Below are 18,479 nucleotides of genomic sequence, written 5' to 3' on the forward strand. Positions count from 1 at the left end.
CTCCGGGGACATCCCAAGCAAGCATAACACGGGCCGAATCGGCCGAAAGTGCGCCCGCGCACACGAGCGCGTCAGCGCTAGGGGAGGGACGGGGGGAAGGTGGGAGTGATTGCTTGGGTCCAATGAGCGCAATTAAATCAGAATCGAAAATCTTTGCGGCGCATAAATTAAGGTGAGAATAAATCCTTCTTGTGTCTCGTTTGGGGAGTTCGCGGGCCGTTAGCTCTATATTCTCGCCACGACTCGCGGAATAGTGACAAAAACTTCTCGAGATCGCCCTCATTCAGCGGTTTTAAGCGATCCCACCCGTATCGTTCAAATGTTCTCCTACTTAATAGGTCATTCTCGCTAATCGCTATCAAATCAATTTCAAGTCCAGATAGATCGCTGCGGCAGCATGATATTCCACCTTTGATTATTGCCCCCACCGCGCTTAATTGCCCTGAAGTGAGTTTTTTCTTCCAAAAATACAATGACAATACGCGAAAAATATTGCCTATCCTTCTAAGCCATATTGGAGATACGTTTATTTTCAACTCGCTGCCGATTGGCAGGGCTATGTCGGGTATCTTGGTGATGCAATGCGCAGATTCAAGAGAAAGGAAATTGTCTGCTTCTAGCAACACGTTAGTTGCGCAACGATTTTGCGGCTCCGGAAGACGAGAAGCCTGAACTATTGCGCCTTTGAATGAAATTTTCTTCTCAAGTACAGCGATAAAAAGATCTACCGCTGGCGTATATATACTGGGAGATGGGCGTTCTGCGTCTCTCAGCCTGCTAATTATTTCTGATTTGCTGCAGCCGTACATGCCTGCGATCGAAAAGTATGCAGGCGGCTCTAGAAGTGGTTTGCCGTAGGTAATGGGCACCGCAGTCTCGAATCAATATCAATGCAGAGAATGATATTATAAATTGTAGAATGGCGCTCGGCGAATATCCTTGATCGAAGCGGCCTCTCACTGAACGAACAGAAAGTACTGATGTTATTTCGCTGCCGCTGCACCGCTCACAGCCAGGGCGGCAGGCGGTCGAGGGCGATCAACTCCTCGACCTCGACGCGCGGGCGCACCAGTGCCCATTCGTCGCCCTTCACCAGCACCTCCGGCACCAGCGGCCTTGTGTTGTAGGTCGAGGCCTGCACCGCGCCATAGGCGCCGGCGGTGAGGATGGCGATGAGGTCGCCGGCCTTCATCTCCGGCAGATCGCGGTCCTGGGCCTGGAAGTCGCCGGTCTCGCACACCGGGCCGACCACGTCGGCGATCATGCGCGGCCCGCCGGGCGGGGGCTCCTTCAGCGGCCGGATGTCGTGGAACGCCTCGTAGAGGGTGGGGCGGATCAGGTCGTTCATGCCGGCGTCGGTGATGACGAAGGTCTTGGCCTCGCCTTCCTTCACGTAGAGCACCCTGGCCAGCAGCACCCCGGCATTGCCGACGATCAGCCGGCCGGGCTCGATGATCACCCGGCAGCCGAGCGGGGCGATGTGCCGGCGCACGATCTCGCCATAGCGCAGCGGCTCGGGCGGCGGCTCGTTGTCGGTGCGGTAGGGGATGCCGAGCCCGCCGCCGAGATCGACGTGGTGGATGGCGTGGCCGTCGGCGCGCAGCTCGCCCACCAGCTCGGCGAGGATGGCGAAGGCGTCCTCGAACGGCGCCAGATCGACGATCTGGCTGCCGATATGCATGTCGACGCCGGCAACCCGGATGCCGGGCATCTTCGCCGCCTCGGCATAGACGGCGCGGGCCTTGGCGCGCGGGATGCCGAACTTGTTCTCAGCCTTGCCGGTGGCGATCTTCTTGTGGGTCTTCGCATCGACGTCGGGATTGATGCGCAGCGACACCGCGGCGACCTTGCCCTTCGCCTGGGCCACCTTCGACAGCGCCGCCAATTCGGGCTCGGATTCGACGTTGAGGCAGAGGATGCCGGCGTCCAGCGCGGCGGCAAGCTCCGCCTCGGTCTTGCCGACGCCGGAGAACACGATTCGATCGGCCGGGATGCCGGCGGTGAGCGCGCGGGCAAGCTCGCCGCCCGAGACCACGTCGGCGCCGGCGCCGAGCCCGGCCAGCGTCGCCAGCACCGCCTGATTGGAATTGGCCTTCAGCGCGTAGCAGATCAGATGGTCGAGCCCGGCCAGCGCCTCGTCGAACACCTGATAGTGGCGAGCGAGCGTCGCGGTCGAATAGCAGTAGACCGGCGTGCCGACGCGCGCGGCGATCTCGGCCAATGCGACGTCCTCGGCAAACAGGGCGCCGCCGCGATAGGCGAAATGGTTCATGGCGTGCCGGTGAAGCTCAGTTCAGCAGCTTGTCGAGCAGGATCGGATCCTTCGGCTTGACCGGCCCCTTGGGCGGCTTGGCCTTGTCCCTGTCGGTGCCGGGCGGCGGCTCCCAGCTGCCGGGCGGCGGCTCCAGCGCGCCCTTGCGGCCGCAGCCCGCCGTGGCCGCGGCCAGGGCAAGCGCGCCGGCGAGGAGGAACAGGCGGCGGCGGGAGGGGAGAATCGCACTCACGCGGGTCGTCTCCATGAAGCAGGGCCGTATCAAGCGGGGCCGTGCAGTCCGAACGTCCGGCCCGAGGTCGCGACGGACGCCCGAGCCGGCAAAATCTCTGCCTTGTCTACGCCGCGCCGCCCTCGGCCGCCAGTTTTTCCAGCCAGCGCTTGGCCTGGGCCTCGACATTGGCCGGGGCGGTGCCGCCATAGGAGGTGCGGCTCTTCACCGAGTTCTCGACCGACAGCACCTCGAACACCTCGGCGGTGATGCGCGGCTCGATCGCCTGCATCTCATCAAGCCCCAGTTCGTCCAAGGCGAGGCCGGTGGCGGCTGCGGCGGCGACGATGCGGCCGGTGACGTGGTGGGCCTCGCGGAACGGCAGATTGAGGCGCCGCACCAGCCAGTCGGCGAGATCGGTGGCGGTGGAATAGCCGCCGCCGGCAGCGGCCTTCATCGCCCCGGCATTGGGTTCGAGATCGCGGATCATGCCGGCCATCGCGGCGAGCGCCAGCGACAGGGTGGCCAGCGCATCGAAGCCGCCCTCCTTGTCCTCCTGCATGTCCTTGGCATAGGCCAGCGGCAGGCCCTTCATCACCGTGAGGATGCCGATCAGCGCGCCGGTGATGCGTCCGGTCTTGGCACGCACCAGCTCGGCGGCGTCGGGGTTTCTCTTCTGCGGCATGATCGAGGAGCCGGTGGTGAAGGCGTCCGACAGGCGCACGAAGCCGAACGGCGCCGAGGTCCAGATCACGATCTCCTCGGCCAGCCGCGACAAATGGACGGCGGCGATCGCGGCCATGGAAAGCGCTTCCATCAGGAAGTCGCGGTCGGAGACCGCATCCAGCGAATTGGCGGTCGGCCGGTCGAAGCCGAGCTCGGCCGCGGTCATGTCGCGGTCGATTCCGAACGAGGTGCCGGCCAGCGCCGCCGAGCCCAGCGGGCATTCGTTGAGTCGCCGCCGGGCATCCTGGAGGCGGCCGCGGTCGCGCGCGGTCATCTCGACATAGGCCAGCAGATGGTGGCCGAAGGTCACCGGCTGGGCGGTCTGAAGGTGGGTGAAGCCCGGCATCACCGTGGCGGCGTGGGCCAGCGCCTTTTCGGCCAGCGCCTGCTGGAAGTCCTTGAACTGGAGGTCGAGCGTATCCAGCGTGTCGCGCACCCACAGGCGGAAATCGGTCGCCACCTGGTCGTTGCGCGAGCGCGCGGTGTGCAGCCGCCCGCCCGCCGGGCCGATACGCTCGGTCAGCCGCGCCTCGATATTGAGATGGATGTCCTCCAGCTCGCGCGAGAACTGGAAGGTGCCGGCGTCGATCTCGGCCTCGATGGCGGCGAGTCCAAAGCGGATGGCGGCGGCGTCCTCGGCCGAGATGATGCCCTTGGCCGCCAGCATGGCGGCATGCGCCATCGAGCCGCGAATGTCCTGGGCGTGCAGGCGCTTGTCGAAGCCGATCGAGGCGTTGATCTCCGCCATGATCTCGGCGGGCGGCGAGGCGAAGCGGCCGCCCCACATCCTGTTGCTCATGATCGTTCTCCGAGGCTGAGACGGCGGGGGCACGAGCACCGGGCAGACGGAAGCGCCAAGGCGGCGACGCCCCCGGACGTGGAGGAATGCCCGGCTTTCCGCAGCGGCCCTCGCCGGACCGGGGGTGTTCTAAGGGATCGGCGGCGGTGGGGGCAAGGTGGCGGGCGCGATCCGTCGCGCACCGCGGCGCCGTCTGTCAGCGCGCCCGCCGATTTGCGCGAATCAAGCGCACGCTCCGCGGTTTGATCTGTCGCAGTCCCGTCCGCAGGAGCGGTTCGCGCTCTTGCGGAGAATGCTTCAGAGCGCGATTCGATCTGACTGCATCAGATCGGGCATTCTAACTCTTTGAACTATCGCATTCTCTTTCGCAAAACCGGTATCCAATTTTGCGGAGAATGCCCTAGCGGGTCGGCACCGGCTTCTCGCCGCGATAGTCGTAGAAGCCGCGCTGGGTCTTGCGGCCGAGCCAGCCGGCCTCGACGTACTTCACCAAGAGCGGGCAGGGCCGGTACTTGGAATCGGCCAGCCCCTCATAGAGCACCTGCATGATCGACAGGCAGGTGTCGAGGCCGATGAAATCGGCGAGCTGCAGCGGCCCCATCGGGTGGTTGGCGCCGAGCCGCATGGCGGTGTCGATGGCCTCGACGGTGCCGACGCCCTCATAGAGCGTGTAGACCGCCTCGTTGATCATCGGCAGCAGGATGCGGTTGACGATGAAGGCCGGGAAATCCTCCGCCACCGCATAGGTCTTGCCGAGCCGCCGCACGAACTCCTTGGAGGCCTCGAAGGTCTCCTCGCCGGTGGCGATGCCGCGCACCAGCTCCACCAGCTCCATCAGCGGCACCGGGTTCATGAAGTGGATGCCCATGAACCGCTCGGGCCGGTCAGTCACCGCGGCGAGCCGGGTGATCGAGATCGACGAGGTGTTGGTGGCGATCATGGCGCTGGGGTTGAGGACGGCGCACAGATCGACCAGGATCTTGCGCTTGACATCCTCCTTCTCCACCGCGCTCTCGATCACCAGATTGCAGTCGGCGAGCCGGGCGAGGCCGACCGAGGGCTTGATGCGGTCGAGCGCGGCCTTGCGCGCCTCGTCCGTCAGCTTGCCGCGGGTGACGAGGCGGGCCATGTTGCCGGTGATGGTGGCGAGGCCCGATTTGACGCGATCCTCGGACACGTCGCTGAGAACGACGTCGTAGCCGGCCGCGGCGCACACATGGGCGATGCCGTTGCCCATCTGGCCGGCGCCGATGACCCCAACCTTCTTGATTTCGAACGTCATCGTTCCCACTCGCCCAGGTGCGCGGAGAGCCGTCCCGCCGCGCGAGAGCACCTTATACGGATTCCAGCCTGATACGGATTCCGACCTGACCGGCCGCAATCCGTATGACACGAACCCCGGCGCGGGGGCCGGCGTTCGTGTCACATGAAATCGGGCTGATCAAGCCGGATTTCCGAGTTCGAGTCGCCAACAATCCATTATCGTACAAGGATTTTTGGCGAGTGTGGTTCCGCGATCACGGTGCGGGCGCCGGAAGCCGGATCGCCCGCAGACTCGTTTGCCGACATACATTTCGGCCGACCCCATGGTTCCGGTTTCTGCCGGCTCCACGGCGCCGACTCAACGACGCCGACTCCAACGATGCCGACTCACTTGCCGATCTTGGCCAGTTCGTCCTGCAGCGCCGGCAGCGCCTGATAGAGATCCGCCACCAGGCCGTAGTCGGCGACCTGGAAGATCGGCGCCTCCTCGTCCTTGTTGATCGCCACGATCACCTTGGAGTCCTTCATGCCGGCCAGATGCTGGATGGCGCCCGAAATGCCGACGGCGATGTAGAGGTCCGGCGCCACCACCTTGCCGGTCTGGCCGACCTGCCAGTCGTTGGGGGCGAAGCCGGCATCGACCGCGGCGCGCGAGGCGCCCACCGCCGCCCCCAGCCGGTCGGCCAGCGGCTCGATGTATTTGGTGAAGTTCTCGCGCGATTGCATCGCCCGGCCGCCCGACACCACCACCTTGGCCGAGGTCAGCTCCGGCCGGTCGGAGACCGACAGCTCCTCGCCGACGAAGCTTGCGAGGCCGGGGTCGGCCGCAGGCGCGACCGCCTCGACCGGCGCCGCCGCGCCGCCCGCCGGGGTGGCGGCGAAGCTCGCGGTGCGCACGGTGAGCACCTTCACCGTGTCGGTCGACTGCACGGTCTGGATGGCGTTGCCGGCATAGATCGGCCGCTCGAACGTGTCGGGCGAAACCACCTTGGTGATCTCGGACACCTGCATGACGTCGAGCAGGGCGGCAACGCGCGGCATCAGATTCTTGCCGGCGGTGGTGGCAGCCGCGACCACCGCGCCATAGCCGCCGGCGAGCGACACCACGAGGGCGGCGACCGGCTCGGCCAGCACATGGGCGTAGCGGGCGTCGTCGGCGAGCAGCACCTTCTCCACGCCGTCGAGGGCGGCTGCGGCCTCGGCGATGGCGCGCACGCCCTCGCCCGCCACCAGCACATGGACCGGGGCGCCGAGCCCGCGGGCGGCGGTGAGCGCCTTGGCGGTGGCGTCGGAGAGATGGCCCGCGGCGTAATCGGCGATCAGCAGCGTCGTCATCACAGCACCCCCGCTTCGTTCTTGAGCTTGGCGACCAGCTCCTCGACCGAGCCGACCTTGGAGCCGGACTTGCGGGCGGGCGGTTCGGCGGTCTTGAGCACCTTCAGGCGCGGCGAGACGTCGATGCCGAGCGCGTCGGGCGTCTTCTCGTCGATCGGCTTCTTCTTGGCCTTCATGATGTTGGGCAGGCTGGCATAGCGCGGCTCGTTGAGCCGCAGGTCGGTGGTCACCACCGCCGGCAGCTTCAGCCGCACGGTGGCGAGGCCGCCATCGACTTCGCGGGTGACGTCGAGCGAGCCGTCGGCCGCCACCACTTTGGAGGCGAAGGTGCCCTGCGGCCAGCCGAGCAGGGCGGCCAGCATCTGGCCGGTCTGGTTGCAGTCGTCGTCGATCGCCTGCTTGCCCATGATCACGAGGCCCGGGGCCTCGGCCTCGACCAGCTTGGCGAGGATCTTGGCGACCGCCAGCGGCTCGACCACCGCATCGGTCTTCACCAGGATGCCGCGGTCGGCGCCCATGGCGAGCGCGGTGCGCAGCGTCTCGGAGGCCTGCGCCGGGCCGACCGACACCGCCACGATCTCGGTCGCCGTGCCCTTCTCCTTCAGTCGGATAGCCTCCTCGACGGCGATCTCGTCGAACGGGTTCATCGACATCTTGACATTGGCGAGATCAACGCCCGAACCGTCCGCCTTGACGCGGATCTTGACGTTGTAATCGACCACCCGCTTCACGGGCACCAGAACCTTCATCCAAATCTCCCCGCCGGAGCAGCACTCTCGCCGGCCTCGCCAGGGCGCGAACGGCGGCTGCGTGTCTTGTTATGCGAAATCCGCCCTCGAGGGCGGATTTCGGCGTCCGGTCGCCGAATTCCCGTTGCCGAACAAGAGTTTTCGGCGAAGCCGCATCCGGGATCGCAACGGGATCAGCCGGAAACGGCGCTGTTTCGCCGCCCTCGGGCGCACGAAGCCGGGGCACGGTAGCGGTGGGGCAACGATTGTCAATTATGCGGCCGGCGTAGAGCGCGGCCCGATTCAGGGCGTCCCGGCGTCCAGGCCGCGGTCGAACAGCGGCACGCCGGGGCGGCGCAGCGGCACCACCAGCACGGCGCCGGCGATCAGGCCGCCGATGTGCGCCCACCACGCCGTGCCGTCGTCATTGGCCAGCACGCCATTGACCCCCTGCAGCACGATCCAGGCGCCGAGCGCGATGGCGGCCGGAATCCGGATCGGGATGCGCATCAGCACCAGCACCCACACCTTCACCCGCGGATGCAGGATGAGATAGGCCGACACGCATCCGGCCACCGCCCCCGAGGCGCCGACCAGCGGAATCTCCGAGCCCGGGGCCGAGGCGACATGGGCGAGGCCCGCCACCACCCCGCACACCAGATAGAAGACGAGGAAGCGGGCGTGGCCCATGGCGTCCTCGACATTGTCGCCGAACACCCACAGGAACAGCATGTTGGTGACGAGGTGCAGCCAGCCGGCGTGCAGGAACATGTAGGTGACGAGCGTCGCCTCGGTGGGCAGGCGCACCAGTTCCGGCGGCAGATAGGCGAGGTCGGTCATCACCGCCGGAATGACGCCGAACGAGGCCAGCATCGCCTCGGACGCCGGCTCGCCGACCAGCCGCGGCTCCTGGAGCAGGGCGTAGACCGCGACATTGACCAGAATCAGGGCGCGCGTCACCCACGGCACCGCGAGATGGCGCAGCGGGTTGTGGTCGTAGATCGGGACGAACATCGGGCGCGGCCTCCACGGCCCAGCTTGGCGCCAAACCGCACCGGCGCCAAGCTGCACCATGGAAGCTGCCCACGAAGCCGGCGAGAAGGGCCGGCGATGCGGTCCGGCTCTTCGCCGTGCGCCTCAGCCCGCGAGCAGCCGCTCGATCTCGGGCACCGGGTGGTTGGTGAGTGTCTTGTCGAGCTCGCCGATGATCTTCTTCCGGACCGGATCGTCGAACGCGTCGCGAAGCTCGGCCAGCGTCTTGGGCGGCGCCACCACCGCCAGCCTGTCGAACCGGCCGGCGCGGGCGGCCTCGGCCAGGGCCGAGGCGACGTCGCGGGCGAAGCGGGCCTCGGCGATCTCGTGCCAGTCGGTGGCCTCCACGGCGCTGCGCCGGGTGCCGCCCTCGGCGGAACTGATGACCCGGCCCGGCCGCTCGCTGCCCTGCGCGCCAGCCGGGGGATTGGCCGGGGCCTCGAACACCTCTTGGACAACGAGCCTGGGCTTGTCCGGCGAGCCCTCGTTCTGGAACACCAGCGCCTTGCGGCCGTCGCCGACCAGCACCCAGGCGTCGTGGGGAATCCGCACGGCGTCGCCCATTGCATCCTCCGCGTTTTGGGGTCGAACGTGTTTTGGGGTCGAAGCTCGCGGAAAGGGTAGTGCAGCGGCGCGGTTCGTCAAATGCGGGCGGTTGCCCCCTGGCGATCACGCACTCGGCCCGCCTCAGTTCCCGCCGTCGAGCACCCGCCTTGCGATCACCTGCGCCTGGATCTCGGCGGCACCCTCGAAGATGTTGAGGATGCGGGCGTCGCACAGCACGCGCGACACCGGATATTCCAGCGCGAAGCCGTTGCCGCCGTGGATCTGCAGCGCGTTGTCGGCCGCGGCCCACGCCACGCGGGCGGCGAGCAGCTTGGCCATGCCGGCCTCAAGGTCGCAGCGCTTGCCCTCGTCCTTCTCGCGCGCGGCGAAATAGGTGATCTGGCGGGCTATCATGATCTCGACGGCCATCATCGCCAGCTTGTCGGAGACGCGCGGGAAGGCGATCAGCGGCTTGCCGAACTGGATGCGCTCCTCGGCGTAGCGCAGGCCCAGTTCCAGCGCCGACTGCGCCACGCCGATGGCGCGCGCCGCGGTCTGGATGCGGGCGGACTCGAAGGTCTGCATCAGCTGCTTGAAGCCCTGGCCCTCGACGCCGCCAAGCAGGTTCGCCGCCGGCACGGTGAAGCCGTCGAAGCCGATCTCGTACTCCTTCATGCCGCGATAGCCGAGCACCTCGATCTCGCCGCCGGTCATGCCCTCGGCCGGGAACGGGTTGTCGTCGGTGCCGCGCGGCTTCTCGGCCAGCAGCATGGAGAGGCCCTTGTAGCCGGGCTCGGCCGGGTTGGTGCGCACCAGCAGCGTCATCAAATCGGCGCGCACCGGATGGGTGATCCAGGTCTTGTTGCCGGTGACGCGATAGACCTCGCCGTCCTTCACCGCGCGGGTGCGGAGCGAGGCGAGGTCGGAGCCGGTGTTGGGCTCGGTGAACACTGCGGTCGGCAGCACCTCGCCCGAGGCGATGCGCGGCAGCCATTCCTGCTTCTGCTCTTCGGTGCCGCCGCCGAGGATGAGCTCGGCGGCGATCTCCGAGCGGGTGCCGAGCGAGCCCACGCCGATATAGGCGCGCGACAGCTCCTCGGAGACCATGCACATCGATTCCTTGCCGAGGCCGAGGCCGCCATACTCCTCGGGAATCGTCAGGCCGAACACGCCGAGCTCGGCCATTTTCGCGATGAGGTCGAGCGGGATGTAGGCGTTCTTGAGGTGCCAGGAATGGGCGTTGGGCATCACCTCGGCGTCGGCGAACCGGCGCATCTCGGTGCGCATCTGCTCGTAGGTGTCCTCGAGCCCGGTGTCGCCGAAGGTGGCCGAGCCGTGGGCCACCTGCATCAGCTCGACGAGGCGGGCGCGGTTCTCGGCGGTGTTGCCGCGGGCGATCAGCGTGGTGACGGCCTCGCCGGTGAGCGCGGCATGGTGCGCGTCGAGGCCGAGGTCGGCGAGGCGGACGATCTCGCCCTGGCTCATCGGGATGCCGCCGGCAACCTGGGCGAGGTATTCGCCAAGGCCGATCTCGACCAGCAGCGCCTCGGTCTCGCCGAAGCGGCCGGCCTCCTGCATGCGCCCGGCATAGGCGGCGAGCTGGCGCACCGCCTCGACATAGGTGGCGAGCCAAGCCAGCCCATGGGTGGCGCGCTGCTCGCGGTCGAGCGCGGCCGAAGACAGCCTGCCGTCGACGGCCACCTTGGCCCGCACCGCGCCTGCGGCGTCGGCGAGGAGCTGGTCCATCGCCGTGGCGGCGGCCGCGGCAGCCGCGACGATGTCGAAGTCGGCGGGAACACGGGCGGCGGCGCTGCTCATGGCGGATCCTTTCGCAGTTGCGGCAAGTGGCAGGGCCGGCACCCTAATGCCGGTGGATTGGTTTGCAATGGGACGAAAGACGGGCCTATCCCCGGGTTGCCCGCCACACGCCGATGGCGGCGAGCGCCATGCCGAGAACCTGCACCCAGGTCAGCGTCTCGTCGAACAGAAAATAGGCCTGCACCGCGGCGGCCGGCGGCACCAGATAGATCAGGGCGGCGGCGCGGGCCACCGCGCCGCGGCGGATCAGCAGCAGCAGCAGCGCCACCGCGCCGATCGAGATGGCCAGCACCGACCACGCCATCCAGCCGATGGTGACGGCGTTCCACTCCAGCCGCATGTCCTCCAGCAGCAGGGCGGCCGGAATGGTGAGGATCAGCGCCCCGGCATACTGCACCACGGTGGCGGTGCGCAGGTCGGCGGTGGCGACGAAGCGCTTCTGGTAGAAGGTGCCGAGCGTCACCGACACCATCGCCGCGACATTGACGGCGAGCGGCACCAGCACCGCGGCGAGATGGCCGGGCTCGGCCGAGCTGATCTTCGGCGTCACCACCAGCACGATGCCGATGAAGCCCAGCACGATGCCGATCCAGTGCCCGCTGCGGATGCGCTCGCCGGCCAGCCAGGGGGCGAAGGCGGCGGTGAGGATCGGCTGCAGCGCGGCGATCAGCGCCGACATGCCGGCCGGCACGCCGTTGGCGACCGCCCACCACACCCCGCCGAGATAGATCGCATGGATCAGCATTCCCGACACCAGGCCGTGGCCGATGTCGGCCCGCCGCTGTGGCCAGGGGGCGGCCACCGCCAGGGCGAAGATGGCGAGGCAGAAGCCGGCGAAGGCGTAGCGGGCGGCGAGAAAGGTCAGCGGATCGGCATAGGGCGCGATCGCCCGGGCGACGATCCAGCCGGTCGACCAGATCAGCACGAAGGACAGCGGCGCGAGCCGGTTGAGCGTCGTGGCGGTCATCGGGGCTTCCTGCGGGGCAGACGAGGGGGCGCGGGAAACTCCACTCGGAGCCAGCGGCTCCAACCGGAGCAGTACCCCGCGCGAGGCGCGGGACTTCAGACGAAGTCCGGCGGACCGAGCCGGCGCCTCGCAGTCCGTTCAATGAAAATCCCAGTCCCGAAAAAGGGGTTCCGGCGAGATCGGTTCCGGTATCCCGAAAGGATCATCCGGAATCCCGATCAGTCATAGCTTAGTCGGCTTGCGCAGGGAAACCGCGCCGCCGCAGCCCTGGCCGGCGCTTTCGCCCCTGCACCCCCCCTTGCCAAACCGGCCGGCACCGACGATCTGATGCCGGCGCCGGGTCTTCCGCGAAAGCATCCGCCGATCCGAACGAGCCGGCCGGATGCTCCAATTTCCTGGATTGTCGTTTTTCTTTCGCAGGAGCGGTGTCCTGCTGCTGCGGAGGATGCGTTGATTCTGTCGGGTTGATTCATGTCGGGCCTGTCCGCTTTCTTCAGTCCCGGAGACCGGAAGCCGGGATCGGCGGACAGGCGGGGAGGCGTGATGCTGCGGCTGTGGCGAATCGGCTACGACGCGTTCTGGCGGTTCGTGGACGATGACGGCTGGGCGCTGGCCAGCCACGTCGCGCTGTCCAGCCTGATGGCGCTGTTCCCGTTCCTGATCTTCGTGACCGCGCTGGCCGGCTTCTTCGGCTCCAAGGATCTGGCCGACGAGGCGGTGCGCATCATTCTCGAAGCCTGGCCGCAGCAGGTGGCGAGCCCGATCGCCCGCGAGATCCACAGCGTGCTGACCCGCGTGCGAACCGATGTGCTCACCGTCGGCGTGGTGCTGGCGCTGTACTTCGCCTCGAACGGCGTCGAATCGCTGCGCATCGGGCTCAACCGCGCCTACAGCGTCAAGGAGACTCGGCCCTGGTACTTCCTGCGGCTGGAATCGATCGGCTACGTGCTGGTCGGCTCGATGGCGATGCTGGCGGTGTCGTTCCTGGTGGTGCTGGGGCCCTTGGCCTGGGCCACCGCGGTGCGCCTTGCCCCGGCGCTGGAGCCGCTCGGCTGGACCGTGACCTTCATCCGGCTGGCGGCGGCGGCCTCGGTGCTGGTGATGACGCTGATCGTCGTGCACCTGTGGCTGCCGGCGGGACGGCGCACCATCGGCGACGTGTGGCCGGGCATCGTGGTGACGCTGCTCTTGTGGCTCGGCGCGGGCGCTGCCTTCGGCCGCTATCTTGCGGAATTCGCCTCGAACTACGTCACCACCTATGCCGGCCTTGCCTCGGTGATGATCGCGCTGGCGTTCCTCTATTTCGCCGCGGCGATCTTCGTCTATGGCGGCGAACTCAACTCGGTGATCGAGGAGGAGCGCCGCGGCCTGCGGTGATCCGCCGGGCCTTGCGGTCATGCGGTTTCCGGTCGATCCCTTCGGGATACCTGAAACAGCCTCGCCGAAAAGCCCTTGGCTCGTAACGGATTTTTCGGCGATCGGAATACGGTTTCCCGGCCTGATCAGCCGGGAACCGTATCAATCCGACAGTCGCTGGACGCTGAAGTCGCGCGAGGCGGTGCGCACCGACACCGACCAGCCGCCGATGACGTCGACGAACGAGATCACCACCAGGATGGCGAAGGTCGAGGTCGCGGCCTGCGGCAGGGTGATGAAGGCCGCCATCGCGCCGACGAAGATCAGCGTCGACAGCAGATGGTCGACGATCGAGCGCGCCGCGGTGCGGGTGGCCTTGAGGATTTCCAGGAACAGCAGGAACAGCGCACCGCAGATCAGGGCGTCCGAGAAGGTGACCCTCCAGGTCGCGCCCGACATCATCGGCACGTCGGCCAGCACGGCGGTCCACTCCACCCCCGGCATCAGGAAGGCCAGGATGAAATAGATCGCGAGCGGAATGAGCAGAAGCGGAAAACCCACCACGGCGGCAACCTCCGGGGGGCAACCCGGCGGACACCATTGCGCCTGCCGCAGGTGCGGCAGGCCGGAACGGCGCAGGCTGCCCCCTGATGATCCCGCGCGCGCCCGGTCGATGATCCGCCGGCGCGCGGCGCCGGCCGGGATCGGTCGAAGGCGAGACTCAGTACTCGGCCTTGGGCGTCAGAATCTGCCGGCCGCGATACATGCCGGTCTTGCGGTCGAGGTGGTGCGGACGGCGAAGCTCGCCCGAGTCCTTGTCCTCGACATAGGTCGGCGCCTTCAGCCCGTCGGCGGAGCGGCGCATGCCCCGCCGCGACGGCGAGGTCTTCTTCTTCGGAACAGCCATGATGGTCCTCGAAACACTTCCCGCGCGGGTGCCCGCACGCGCGGCCCGCGAAACCGATCGGAGGGGTGCCTATAACCGATCGTTCGGCCATTGGCCAGAGGCAGCGGCCACGGTTGCCGCCCGGGCTTGACGGGGCGGCCGGGCTCGGGCATCGCCCCGGCGGGGGGAAATTGTCGCATGTCTAACGTGATCAGCCCGGCCGCCTTTTCGGCCCGCCTCGCCGACGTTGCCGCCGCCACCGAAACGGCGCTCGAAACGCTCCTGGCCGACGGGCCCGAGGCGAAGGGAAGCGACCGACTGGTCGCGGCGATGCGCTATGGCGCTCTCGCCGGCGGCAAGCGGTTCCGGCCGTTCCTGGTGATCGAGACCGCCGCGCTGTTCGGCGTGCCGCTCGAAGCGGCGATGCCGACGGCGTGCGCGCTCGAACTGGTGCACTGCTATTCGCTGGTCCATGACGACCTGCCGGCGATGGACAATGACGCGCTGCGCCGCGGCCGGCCGACCACCCACATCGCCTTCGACGAGGCCACCGCCATCCTGGCGGGCGACGCGCTGATGACGCTGGCCTTCGACGTGCTGGCGAGCGAGACCGCCCATCCCGACCCCGCGGTCCGCGTCGCGCTGGTGCTGGGGCTCGCCCGCAATTCGGGGGTGGGCGGCATGGCCGGCGGCCAGATGCGCGACCTCGCGGCCGAGGGCCGGTTTGCCGCCGACCGCAAGCCGTTGGCGCTGTCGGAGGCCGAGGTGCTGGAGCTGCAGGCGATGAAGACCGGGGCGCTCCTGGCCTATGCCTGCCATGCCGGGGCGCTGATCGGCGGCGCTTCCGCGGCCGAGACGGCGGCGCTTGCCGCCTATTCGAACGCGCTCGGCGTGGCGTTCCAGATCGCCGACGATCTGCTCGACGCCGAGGGCGACGCCGCCACCACCGGCAAGGCGGTGGGCAAGGACGCAACTCTCGGCAAGGCGACGCTGATCAGCCTGATGGGCACCGAGCGCGCCCACGCCCGGCTGGAGGAGTTGGTGGGCGAAGCCGCCGCCGCCCTCGCGCCGTTCGGCGCGCGCGCCGGCATGCTGGCCGCCGCCGCCCGCTTCGTCGCCGACCGCAAGGCCTAGATGTGGGCTTTCAGGAGGTTGTCCATTCGGCCCTGGCCGGGAACGCTGATGTCGCCAGACGTCAGTGATTCGCGGAGGACCGAATGGACACTCACAAGAATGCTCGCCTGACCCCGAAAGGTCGAGAGGTGATGGTGGGCGCCGTGGTGGATGGCGGACTGACCAATGCCGAGGCCGCGCGTCGCTACAACACCACGCCGAAGACGGTCGCCAAATGGGTCGGGCGCTTCCGCGCCGAGGGTGTCGATGGTTTGCGCGACCGCTCCTCCAGGCCGCTTTCATCGCCAGGCCAAACAGCGCCCGCCACGTGCGCTGCGGTCGAGGCGTTGCGCCGCCAGCGCTGCACCGGCAAGCAGATCGCGGCCGAGCTCGGCCTCTCGCCGGCCACCGTCAGCCGTATCCTGCGGCGGCGCGGCTTGAACAAGCTCAGCGCCCTGGAGCCGGCCGAACCGGTCCGGCGCTACGAACGCCAGCATCCCGGCGAGATCATTCACATCGACATCAAAAAGCTCGGCCGGTTCAACACGGTGGGCCACCGCATCACCGGCGATCGCAGCGGGCAAAGCAACAGCCGCGGGGTCGGCTGGGAGTGCCTGCATCTCGCCATCGACGATCATTCGCGGGTCGCCTACTCGGAAATCCTGCCCGACGAAAAGCGCCCGTCCTGTCTGCGCTTTCTGTTCAATGCACTGCGCTTCTTCAGGGCCCATGGCGTCAAGGTTCAGCGCGTGATGACCGACAACGGCGCCAGCTTCCGCTCCTTCCGCTATGCCAGGGCGCTGCGCCTACTCGAGATCAAGCACCTGCGCACCAAGCCGTATACGCCCAAGACCAACGGCAAGGCCGAGCGCTTCGTCCAAACGAGCTTGCGCGAATGGGCCTACGCCAAAGCTTATCTGCACTCCGATCAGCGCGCCGCAGAGCTGCCGATCTGGCTGCATCGCTACAATTGGCACAGGCCCCATGGTAGCTTGCAAGCCAAGACACCCATCAGCCGCCTCGGTCTGACCGAGGACAACCTGTTGAGGCTCCACAGCTAGAGCATTTTCCGCACAAGTGGATACCGGTTGTGCGAAAGACCCGAAGGGCCGCGTCAGCGAAAATGCGACAAACCAGAAACTTAGAGCGTCCGATCTGATGCAGTCGGATCGGACGCCCTAGACAGGACTGGGGTCGTCCCGGGCGAGGCCCGGGACCGTTGTCAGGAAGGGGTGCCTTTTTGGATGACGGCCCCGGGTCTGGCGTTGCGCGCCCGGGGCGACGAGAACTGCCCGCCGCTGGACCGTTTCGCCGCTACACCGTGATCTGGGTGCCGACCTCCACCACCCGGCCGGCCGGGATCTGGAAGAAGTCGGTGGCGTCGCTCGCCGTCTTGGACAGCAGGATGAACAGGTGGTCCTGCCACAGCGGCATGCCGGGTTCGGCCGCGGGCCGGAGCGAGCGGCGCGACAGAAAGAACGACGTCGACATGATGTCGAAGCTGACGCCCAGCTTGCGCGCCAGCGCCAGGCCGCGCGGCACGTTCGGTGACTCCATGTAGCCGAAGGTCAGCCGGATGCGCATGAAGCTCGGCGACAGGCATTCCACCACCGCCCGCTCGTCGTCCGGCACCCGCGGCTCGTCGGCGCTGGCGACGGTGACGATCAGGTTCTTCTCGTGCAGCACCTTGTTGTGCTTGAGATTGTGCAGCAGCGCGCTGGGCGCGGTCTCCGCGTCGGTGGTGAGGAAGACCGCGGTGCCCGGCACCCGCGGCGGCGGCCGGCGTTCCAGCGAGGCGACGAGGCCGGTGAGCGCGACGTGGGACTTGCGGGTCTTCTCGAACAGGATGCGGGTGCCCTTGACCCAGGTCCACATCAGGAGCGCCAGGAACAGGCCGAGCGCCACCGGCACATAGCCGCCCTGGACGAACTTCAGCGTGTTGGCGGCCACGAACGACAGGTCGATGAACAGGAACGGCAGGATCAGCGCGGCAGCGGCGGCGCGGTGCCAGCCCCAGATCTTCCAGACCACGATGAAGGCCAGCATGGCGTCCACCGCCATCGATGACGTCACCGCGATGCCGTAGGCGGCGGCGAGGTCGCCCGAGCGCTGGAACAGCAGCACCAGCGCCACCACGCCGGCGAGCAGGAACCAGTTCACACGCGGCATGTAGAACTGGCCGGCGTGGCTCTCGGAGGTGTAGTGCACCGACAGCCGCGGCATCAGGCCGAGCTGCACGCCCTGGCGGGTCAGCGAATAGGCGCCGGTGATCACCGCCTGGCTGGCGATGACGGTGGCAAGCGTCGCCAGCACGATCATCGGCACCAGCGCCCAGTCCGGCGCCATGCGGTAGAACGGGTTCTCGATCGCCTCGGGGTGGGCGAGCACCAGCGCGCCCTGGCCGAAATAGTTGAGTACCAGCGCCGGGAAAACGAAGCCGAGCCAGGCGATGCGGATCGGTTTCCGGCCGAAATGGCCGAGATCGGCATAGAGCGCCTCGGCACCGGTGACCACCAGACACACCGCGCCCAGGGTGATCAGCGCCACCTTGCCGTGGGTGACGAGAAACGCCACGCCCTCCAGCGGATTGAGCGCCGCGAACACCGCCGGATCGTCGGTGATGTGGCTCAGGCCGGTGGCGGCCAGCGTTGCGAACCAGATCGCCATGATCGGCCCGAAGAACGCCGCGACGCGGCCGGTGCCATGGCTTTGGACCGCGAACAGCGCGATCAGGATGACCAGCGTGATCGGCACCACCACCGGCTCCAGCGCCGGGGCGATCAGCTCCAGGCCCTCGACCGCCGACAGCACCGAGATCGCCGGGGTGATGATCGAATCGCCATAGAACAGCGCTGCGCCGGCGATGCCGAGCAGGATCACCAGATTGTTGCTGCGCCCCAGCGCCCGCTGGGCGAGCGCCACCAGCGTCAGCGTGCCGCCTTCGCCATTGTTGTCGGCGCGCAGCAGAATGACGACGTATTTGACCGTCACCACCAGGATCAGCGACCACAGGATCAGCGACAGGATGCCGATCACCGCCGCGCGGTCGACCGCGCCATGGCCGCTCGCCGCCACCACCGCCTCGCGGAACGCATAGAGCGGGCTGGTGCCGATGTCGCCATAGACGACGCCGAGCGAGCCCAGCGCCAGGGTGGCGACCCCGGCCGTCACCCGGTGCTCGCGGCTTGCCGGCTCGCGCACGGCCGGCAGCCCGGCCGAGCCCGCCGGCGGCGGCAGGCCTTCCGAGGCCGGATGGTTTTCGGGGGGCGGCGCGCCGTCCGGAGCGGGCTCGCTCTTTGGGCGTTCCGGCGTATCGCGGCCCGAGGGGGCGGCCTCGATCTTGTTGTTCATGGCCAGGGCAATCGTTCGCGGGCTCGCGGCCGAGGGCAAATCGTTCCGTCGTCTCTAGAACATTTTCCGCTCAGAT

17 protein-coding genes are annotated in these 18,479 nt (G+C 67.7%); 3 read left to right on the top strand and 14 right to left on the bottom strand.

Annotated features, from left to right (window positions below; genetic code table 11):
- Positions 1–167: 167 nt before the first annotated feature.
- From BLTE_RS17175 to BLTE_RS17225, 11 genes are all read right to left on the bottom strand, one after another.
- Positions 168–869: a hypothetical protein gene (locus BLTE_RS17175; RefSeq protein WP_126401830.1), complete on the bottom strand. Its 702-nt coding sequence runs from the start codon at positions 867–869 to the stop codon at positions 168–170.
- Positions 870–1,006: 137 nt separating this feature from the next.
- Positions 1,007–2,272 (bottom strand): diaminopimelate decarboxylase, encoded by a 1,266-nt coding sequence (gene lysA / locus BLTE_RS17180; protein WP_126401831.1) that lies wholly within the window; start codon positions 2,270–2,272, stop codon positions 1,007–1,009.
- A 16-nt stretch (positions 2,273–2,288) separates the two neighbouring features.
- Positions 2,289–2,504 (bottom strand): LPS translocon maturation chaperone LptM, encoded by a 216-nt coding sequence (gene lptM, locus BLTE_RS17185; RefSeq protein ID WP_244600042.1) that lies wholly within the window; start codon positions 2,502–2,504, stop codon positions 2,289–2,291.
- 106 nt (positions 2,505–2,610) lie between these two features.
- Positions 2,611–4,008 carry an argininosuccinate lyase gene (gene argH, locus BLTE_RS17190; protein WP_126401833.1) on the bottom strand — a complete coding sequence of 466 codons (1,398 nt, stop codon included), beginning with the start codon at positions 4,006–4,008 and terminating at the stop codon, positions 2,611–2,613.
- A gap of 400 nt (positions 4,009–4,408) precedes the next feature.
- Complete coding sequence (locus BLTE_RS17195) at positions 4,409–5,290, bottom strand: 3-hydroxybutyryl-CoA dehydrogenase (RefSeq protein WP_126401834.1); 882 nt, start codon at positions 5,288–5,290, stop codon at positions 4,409–4,411.
- A 368-nt stretch (positions 5,291–5,658) separates the two neighbouring features.
- Positions 5,659–6,606, bottom strand: coding sequence for an electron transfer flavoprotein subunit alpha/FixB family protein (locus tag BLTE_RS17200; RefSeq protein ID WP_126401835.1), 948 nt, complete (start codon positions 6,604–6,606; stop codon positions 5,659–5,661).
- A complete protein-coding gene (locus BLTE_RS17205) occupies positions 6,606–7,355 on the bottom strand; it encodes an electron transfer flavoprotein subunit beta/FixA family protein (RefSeq protein ID WP_126401836.1) in 750 nt (249 codons plus the stop codon). Before BLTE_RS17205 ends, BLTE_RS17200 begins: the two co-directional genes overlap by 1 nt.
- 282 nt (positions 7,356–7,637) lie before the next feature.
- On the bottom strand, positions 7,638–8,348 hold the full coding sequence (locus BLTE_RS17210; protein WP_126401837.1) for a rhomboid family intramembrane serine protease: 711 nt from the start codon (positions 8,346–8,348) through the stop codon (positions 7,638–7,640).
- Between the two features lie 123 nt (positions 8,349–8,471).
- Positions 8,472–8,930 (bottom strand): baeRF12 domain-containing protein, encoded by a 459-nt coding sequence (locus tag BLTE_RS17215; RefSeq protein ID WP_126401838.1) that lies wholly within the window; start codon positions 8,928–8,930, stop codon positions 8,472–8,474.
- 123 nt (positions 8,931–9,053) lie between these two features.
- Positions 9,054–10,730 carry an acyl-CoA dehydrogenase family protein gene (locus tag BLTE_RS17220; protein WP_126401839.1) on the bottom strand — a complete coding sequence of 559 codons (1,677 nt, stop codon included), beginning with the start codon at positions 10,728–10,730 and terminating at the stop codon, positions 9,054–9,056.
- 85 nt (positions 10,731–10,815) lie between these two features.
- Positions 10,816–11,697, bottom strand: coding sequence for a DMT family transporter (locus BLTE_RS17225; RefSeq protein ID WP_126401840.1), 882 nt, complete (start codon positions 11,695–11,697; stop codon positions 10,816–10,818).
- Between the two features lie 543 nt (positions 11,698–12,240).
- Here BLTE_RS17225 and BLTE_RS17230 point away from each other — a divergent pair.
- Positions 12,241–13,074, top strand: a complete 834-nt coding sequence (locus tag BLTE_RS17230) for a YihY/virulence factor BrkB family protein (protein WP_126401841.1) — start codon at positions 12,241–12,243, stop codon at positions 13,072–13,074.
- Between the two features lie 141 nt (positions 13,075–13,215).
- Here the strand turns inward: BLTE_RS17230 and BLTE_RS17235 are convergent, their stop codons facing one another.
- Both BLTE_RS17235 and rpmF read right to left on the bottom strand, forming a co-directional pair.
- The gene (locus tag BLTE_RS17235; RefSeq protein ID WP_244600043.1) at positions 13,216–13,614 is read right to left on the bottom strand and encodes a hypothetical protein; all 399 of its coding nucleotides are present in this window, start codon (positions 13,612–13,614) and stop codon (positions 13,216–13,218) included.
- Between the two features lie 160 nt (positions 13,615–13,774).
- Complete coding sequence (rpmF, locus tag BLTE_RS17240) at positions 13,775–13,960, bottom strand: 50S ribosomal protein L32 (RefSeq protein ID WP_126401843.1); 186 nt, start codon at positions 13,958–13,960, stop codon at positions 13,775–13,777.
- A gap of 177 nt (positions 13,961–14,137) precedes the next feature.
- Here rpmF and BLTE_RS17245 point away from each other — a divergent pair, with 177 nt between their 5' ends.
- Together BLTE_RS17245 and BLTE_RS17250 are read left to right on the top strand one after the other, a co-directional pair.
- Complete coding sequence (locus tag BLTE_RS17245) at positions 14,138–15,073, top strand: polyprenyl synthetase family protein (RefSeq protein WP_126401844.1); 936 nt, start codon at positions 14,138–14,140, stop codon at positions 15,071–15,073.
- Positions 15,074–15,156: 83 nt separating this feature from the next.
- Positions 15,157–16,113 carry an IS481 family transposase gene (locus tag BLTE_RS17250; RefSeq protein ID WP_126396489.1) on the top strand — a complete coding sequence of 319 codons (957 nt, stop codon included), beginning with the start codon at positions 15,157–15,159 and terminating at the stop codon, positions 16,111–16,113.
- Positions 16,114–16,366: 253 nt separating this feature from the next.
- Here BLTE_RS17250 and BLTE_RS17255 read toward each other — a convergent pair whose 3' ends face one another.
- Complete coding sequence (locus BLTE_RS17255) at positions 16,367–18,403, bottom strand: potassium transporter Kup (protein ID WP_126401845.1); 2,037 nt, start codon at positions 18,401–18,403, stop codon at positions 16,367–16,369.
- Between the last annotated feature and the right edge of the window lie 76 nt (positions 18,404–18,479).

It is taken from the genome of Blastochloris tepida (assembly GCF_003966715.1).
Taxonomy (GTDB): Bacteria; Pseudomonadota; Alphaproteobacteria; order Rhizobiales; family Xanthobacteraceae; genus Blastochloris; species Blastochloris tepida.

What these genes read in the sequence shown, in the direction of transcription:
- BLTE_RS17230 (WP_126401841.1), top strand. Translation starts at nt 12,241, where the DNA reads ATGCTGCGGCTGTGGCGAATCGGCTACGACGCGTTCTGGCGGTTCGTG.
- argH (WP_126401833.1), bottom strand. Translation starts at nt 4,008, where the DNA reads ATGAGCAACAGGATGTGGGGCGGCCGCTTCGCCTCGCCGCCCGCCGAG.
- BLTE_RS17255 (WP_126401845.1), bottom strand. Translation starts at nt 18,403, where the DNA reads ATGAACAACAAGATCGAGGCCGCCCCCTCGGGCCGCGATACGCCGGAA.
- BLTE_RS17195 (WP_126401834.1), bottom strand. Translation starts at nt 5,290, where the DNA reads ATGACGTTCGAAATCAAGAAGGTTGGGGTCATCGGCGCCGGCCAGATG.
- lysA (WP_126401831.1), bottom strand. Translation starts at nt 2,272, where the DNA reads ATGAACCATTTCGCCTATCGCGGCGGCGCCCTGTTTGCCGAGGACGTC.
- rpmF (WP_126401843.1), bottom strand. Translation starts at nt 13,960, where the DNA reads ATGGCTGTTCCGAAGAAGAAGACCTCGCCGTCGCGGCGGGGCATGCGC.
- BLTE_RS17220 (WP_126401839.1), bottom strand. Translation starts at nt 10,730, where the DNA reads ATGAGCAGCGCCGCCGCCCGTGTTCCCGCCGACTTCGACATCGTCGCG.
- BLTE_RS17210 (WP_126401837.1), bottom strand. Translation starts at nt 8,348, where the DNA reads ATGTTCGTCCCGATCTACGACCACAACCCGCTGCGCCATCTCGCGGTG.
- BLTE_RS17200 (WP_126401835.1), bottom strand. Translation starts at nt 6,606, where the DNA reads ATGACGACGCTGCTGATCGCCGATTACGCCGCGGGCCATCTCTCCGAC.
- BLTE_RS17205 (WP_126401836.1), bottom strand. Translation starts at nt 7,355, where the DNA reads ATGAAGGTTCTGGTGCCCGTGAAGCGGGTGGTCGATTACAACGTCAAG.
- BLTE_RS17250 (WP_126396489.1), top strand. Translation starts at nt 15,157, where the DNA reads ATGGACACTCACAAGAATGCTCGCCTGACCCCGAAAGGTCGAGAGGTG.
- BLTE_RS17215 (WP_126401838.1), bottom strand. Translation starts at nt 8,930, where the DNA reads ATGGGCGACGCCGTGCGGATTCCCCACGACGCCTGGGTGCTGGTCGGC.
- BLTE_RS17245 (WP_126401844.1), top strand. Translation starts at nt 14,138, where the DNA reads ATGTCTAACGTGATCAGCCCGGCCGCCTTTTCGGCCCGCCTCGCCGAC.
- BLTE_RS17225 (WP_126401840.1), bottom strand. Translation starts at nt 11,697, where the DNA reads ATGACCGCCACGACGCTCAACCGGCTCGCGCCGCTGTCCTTCGTGCTG.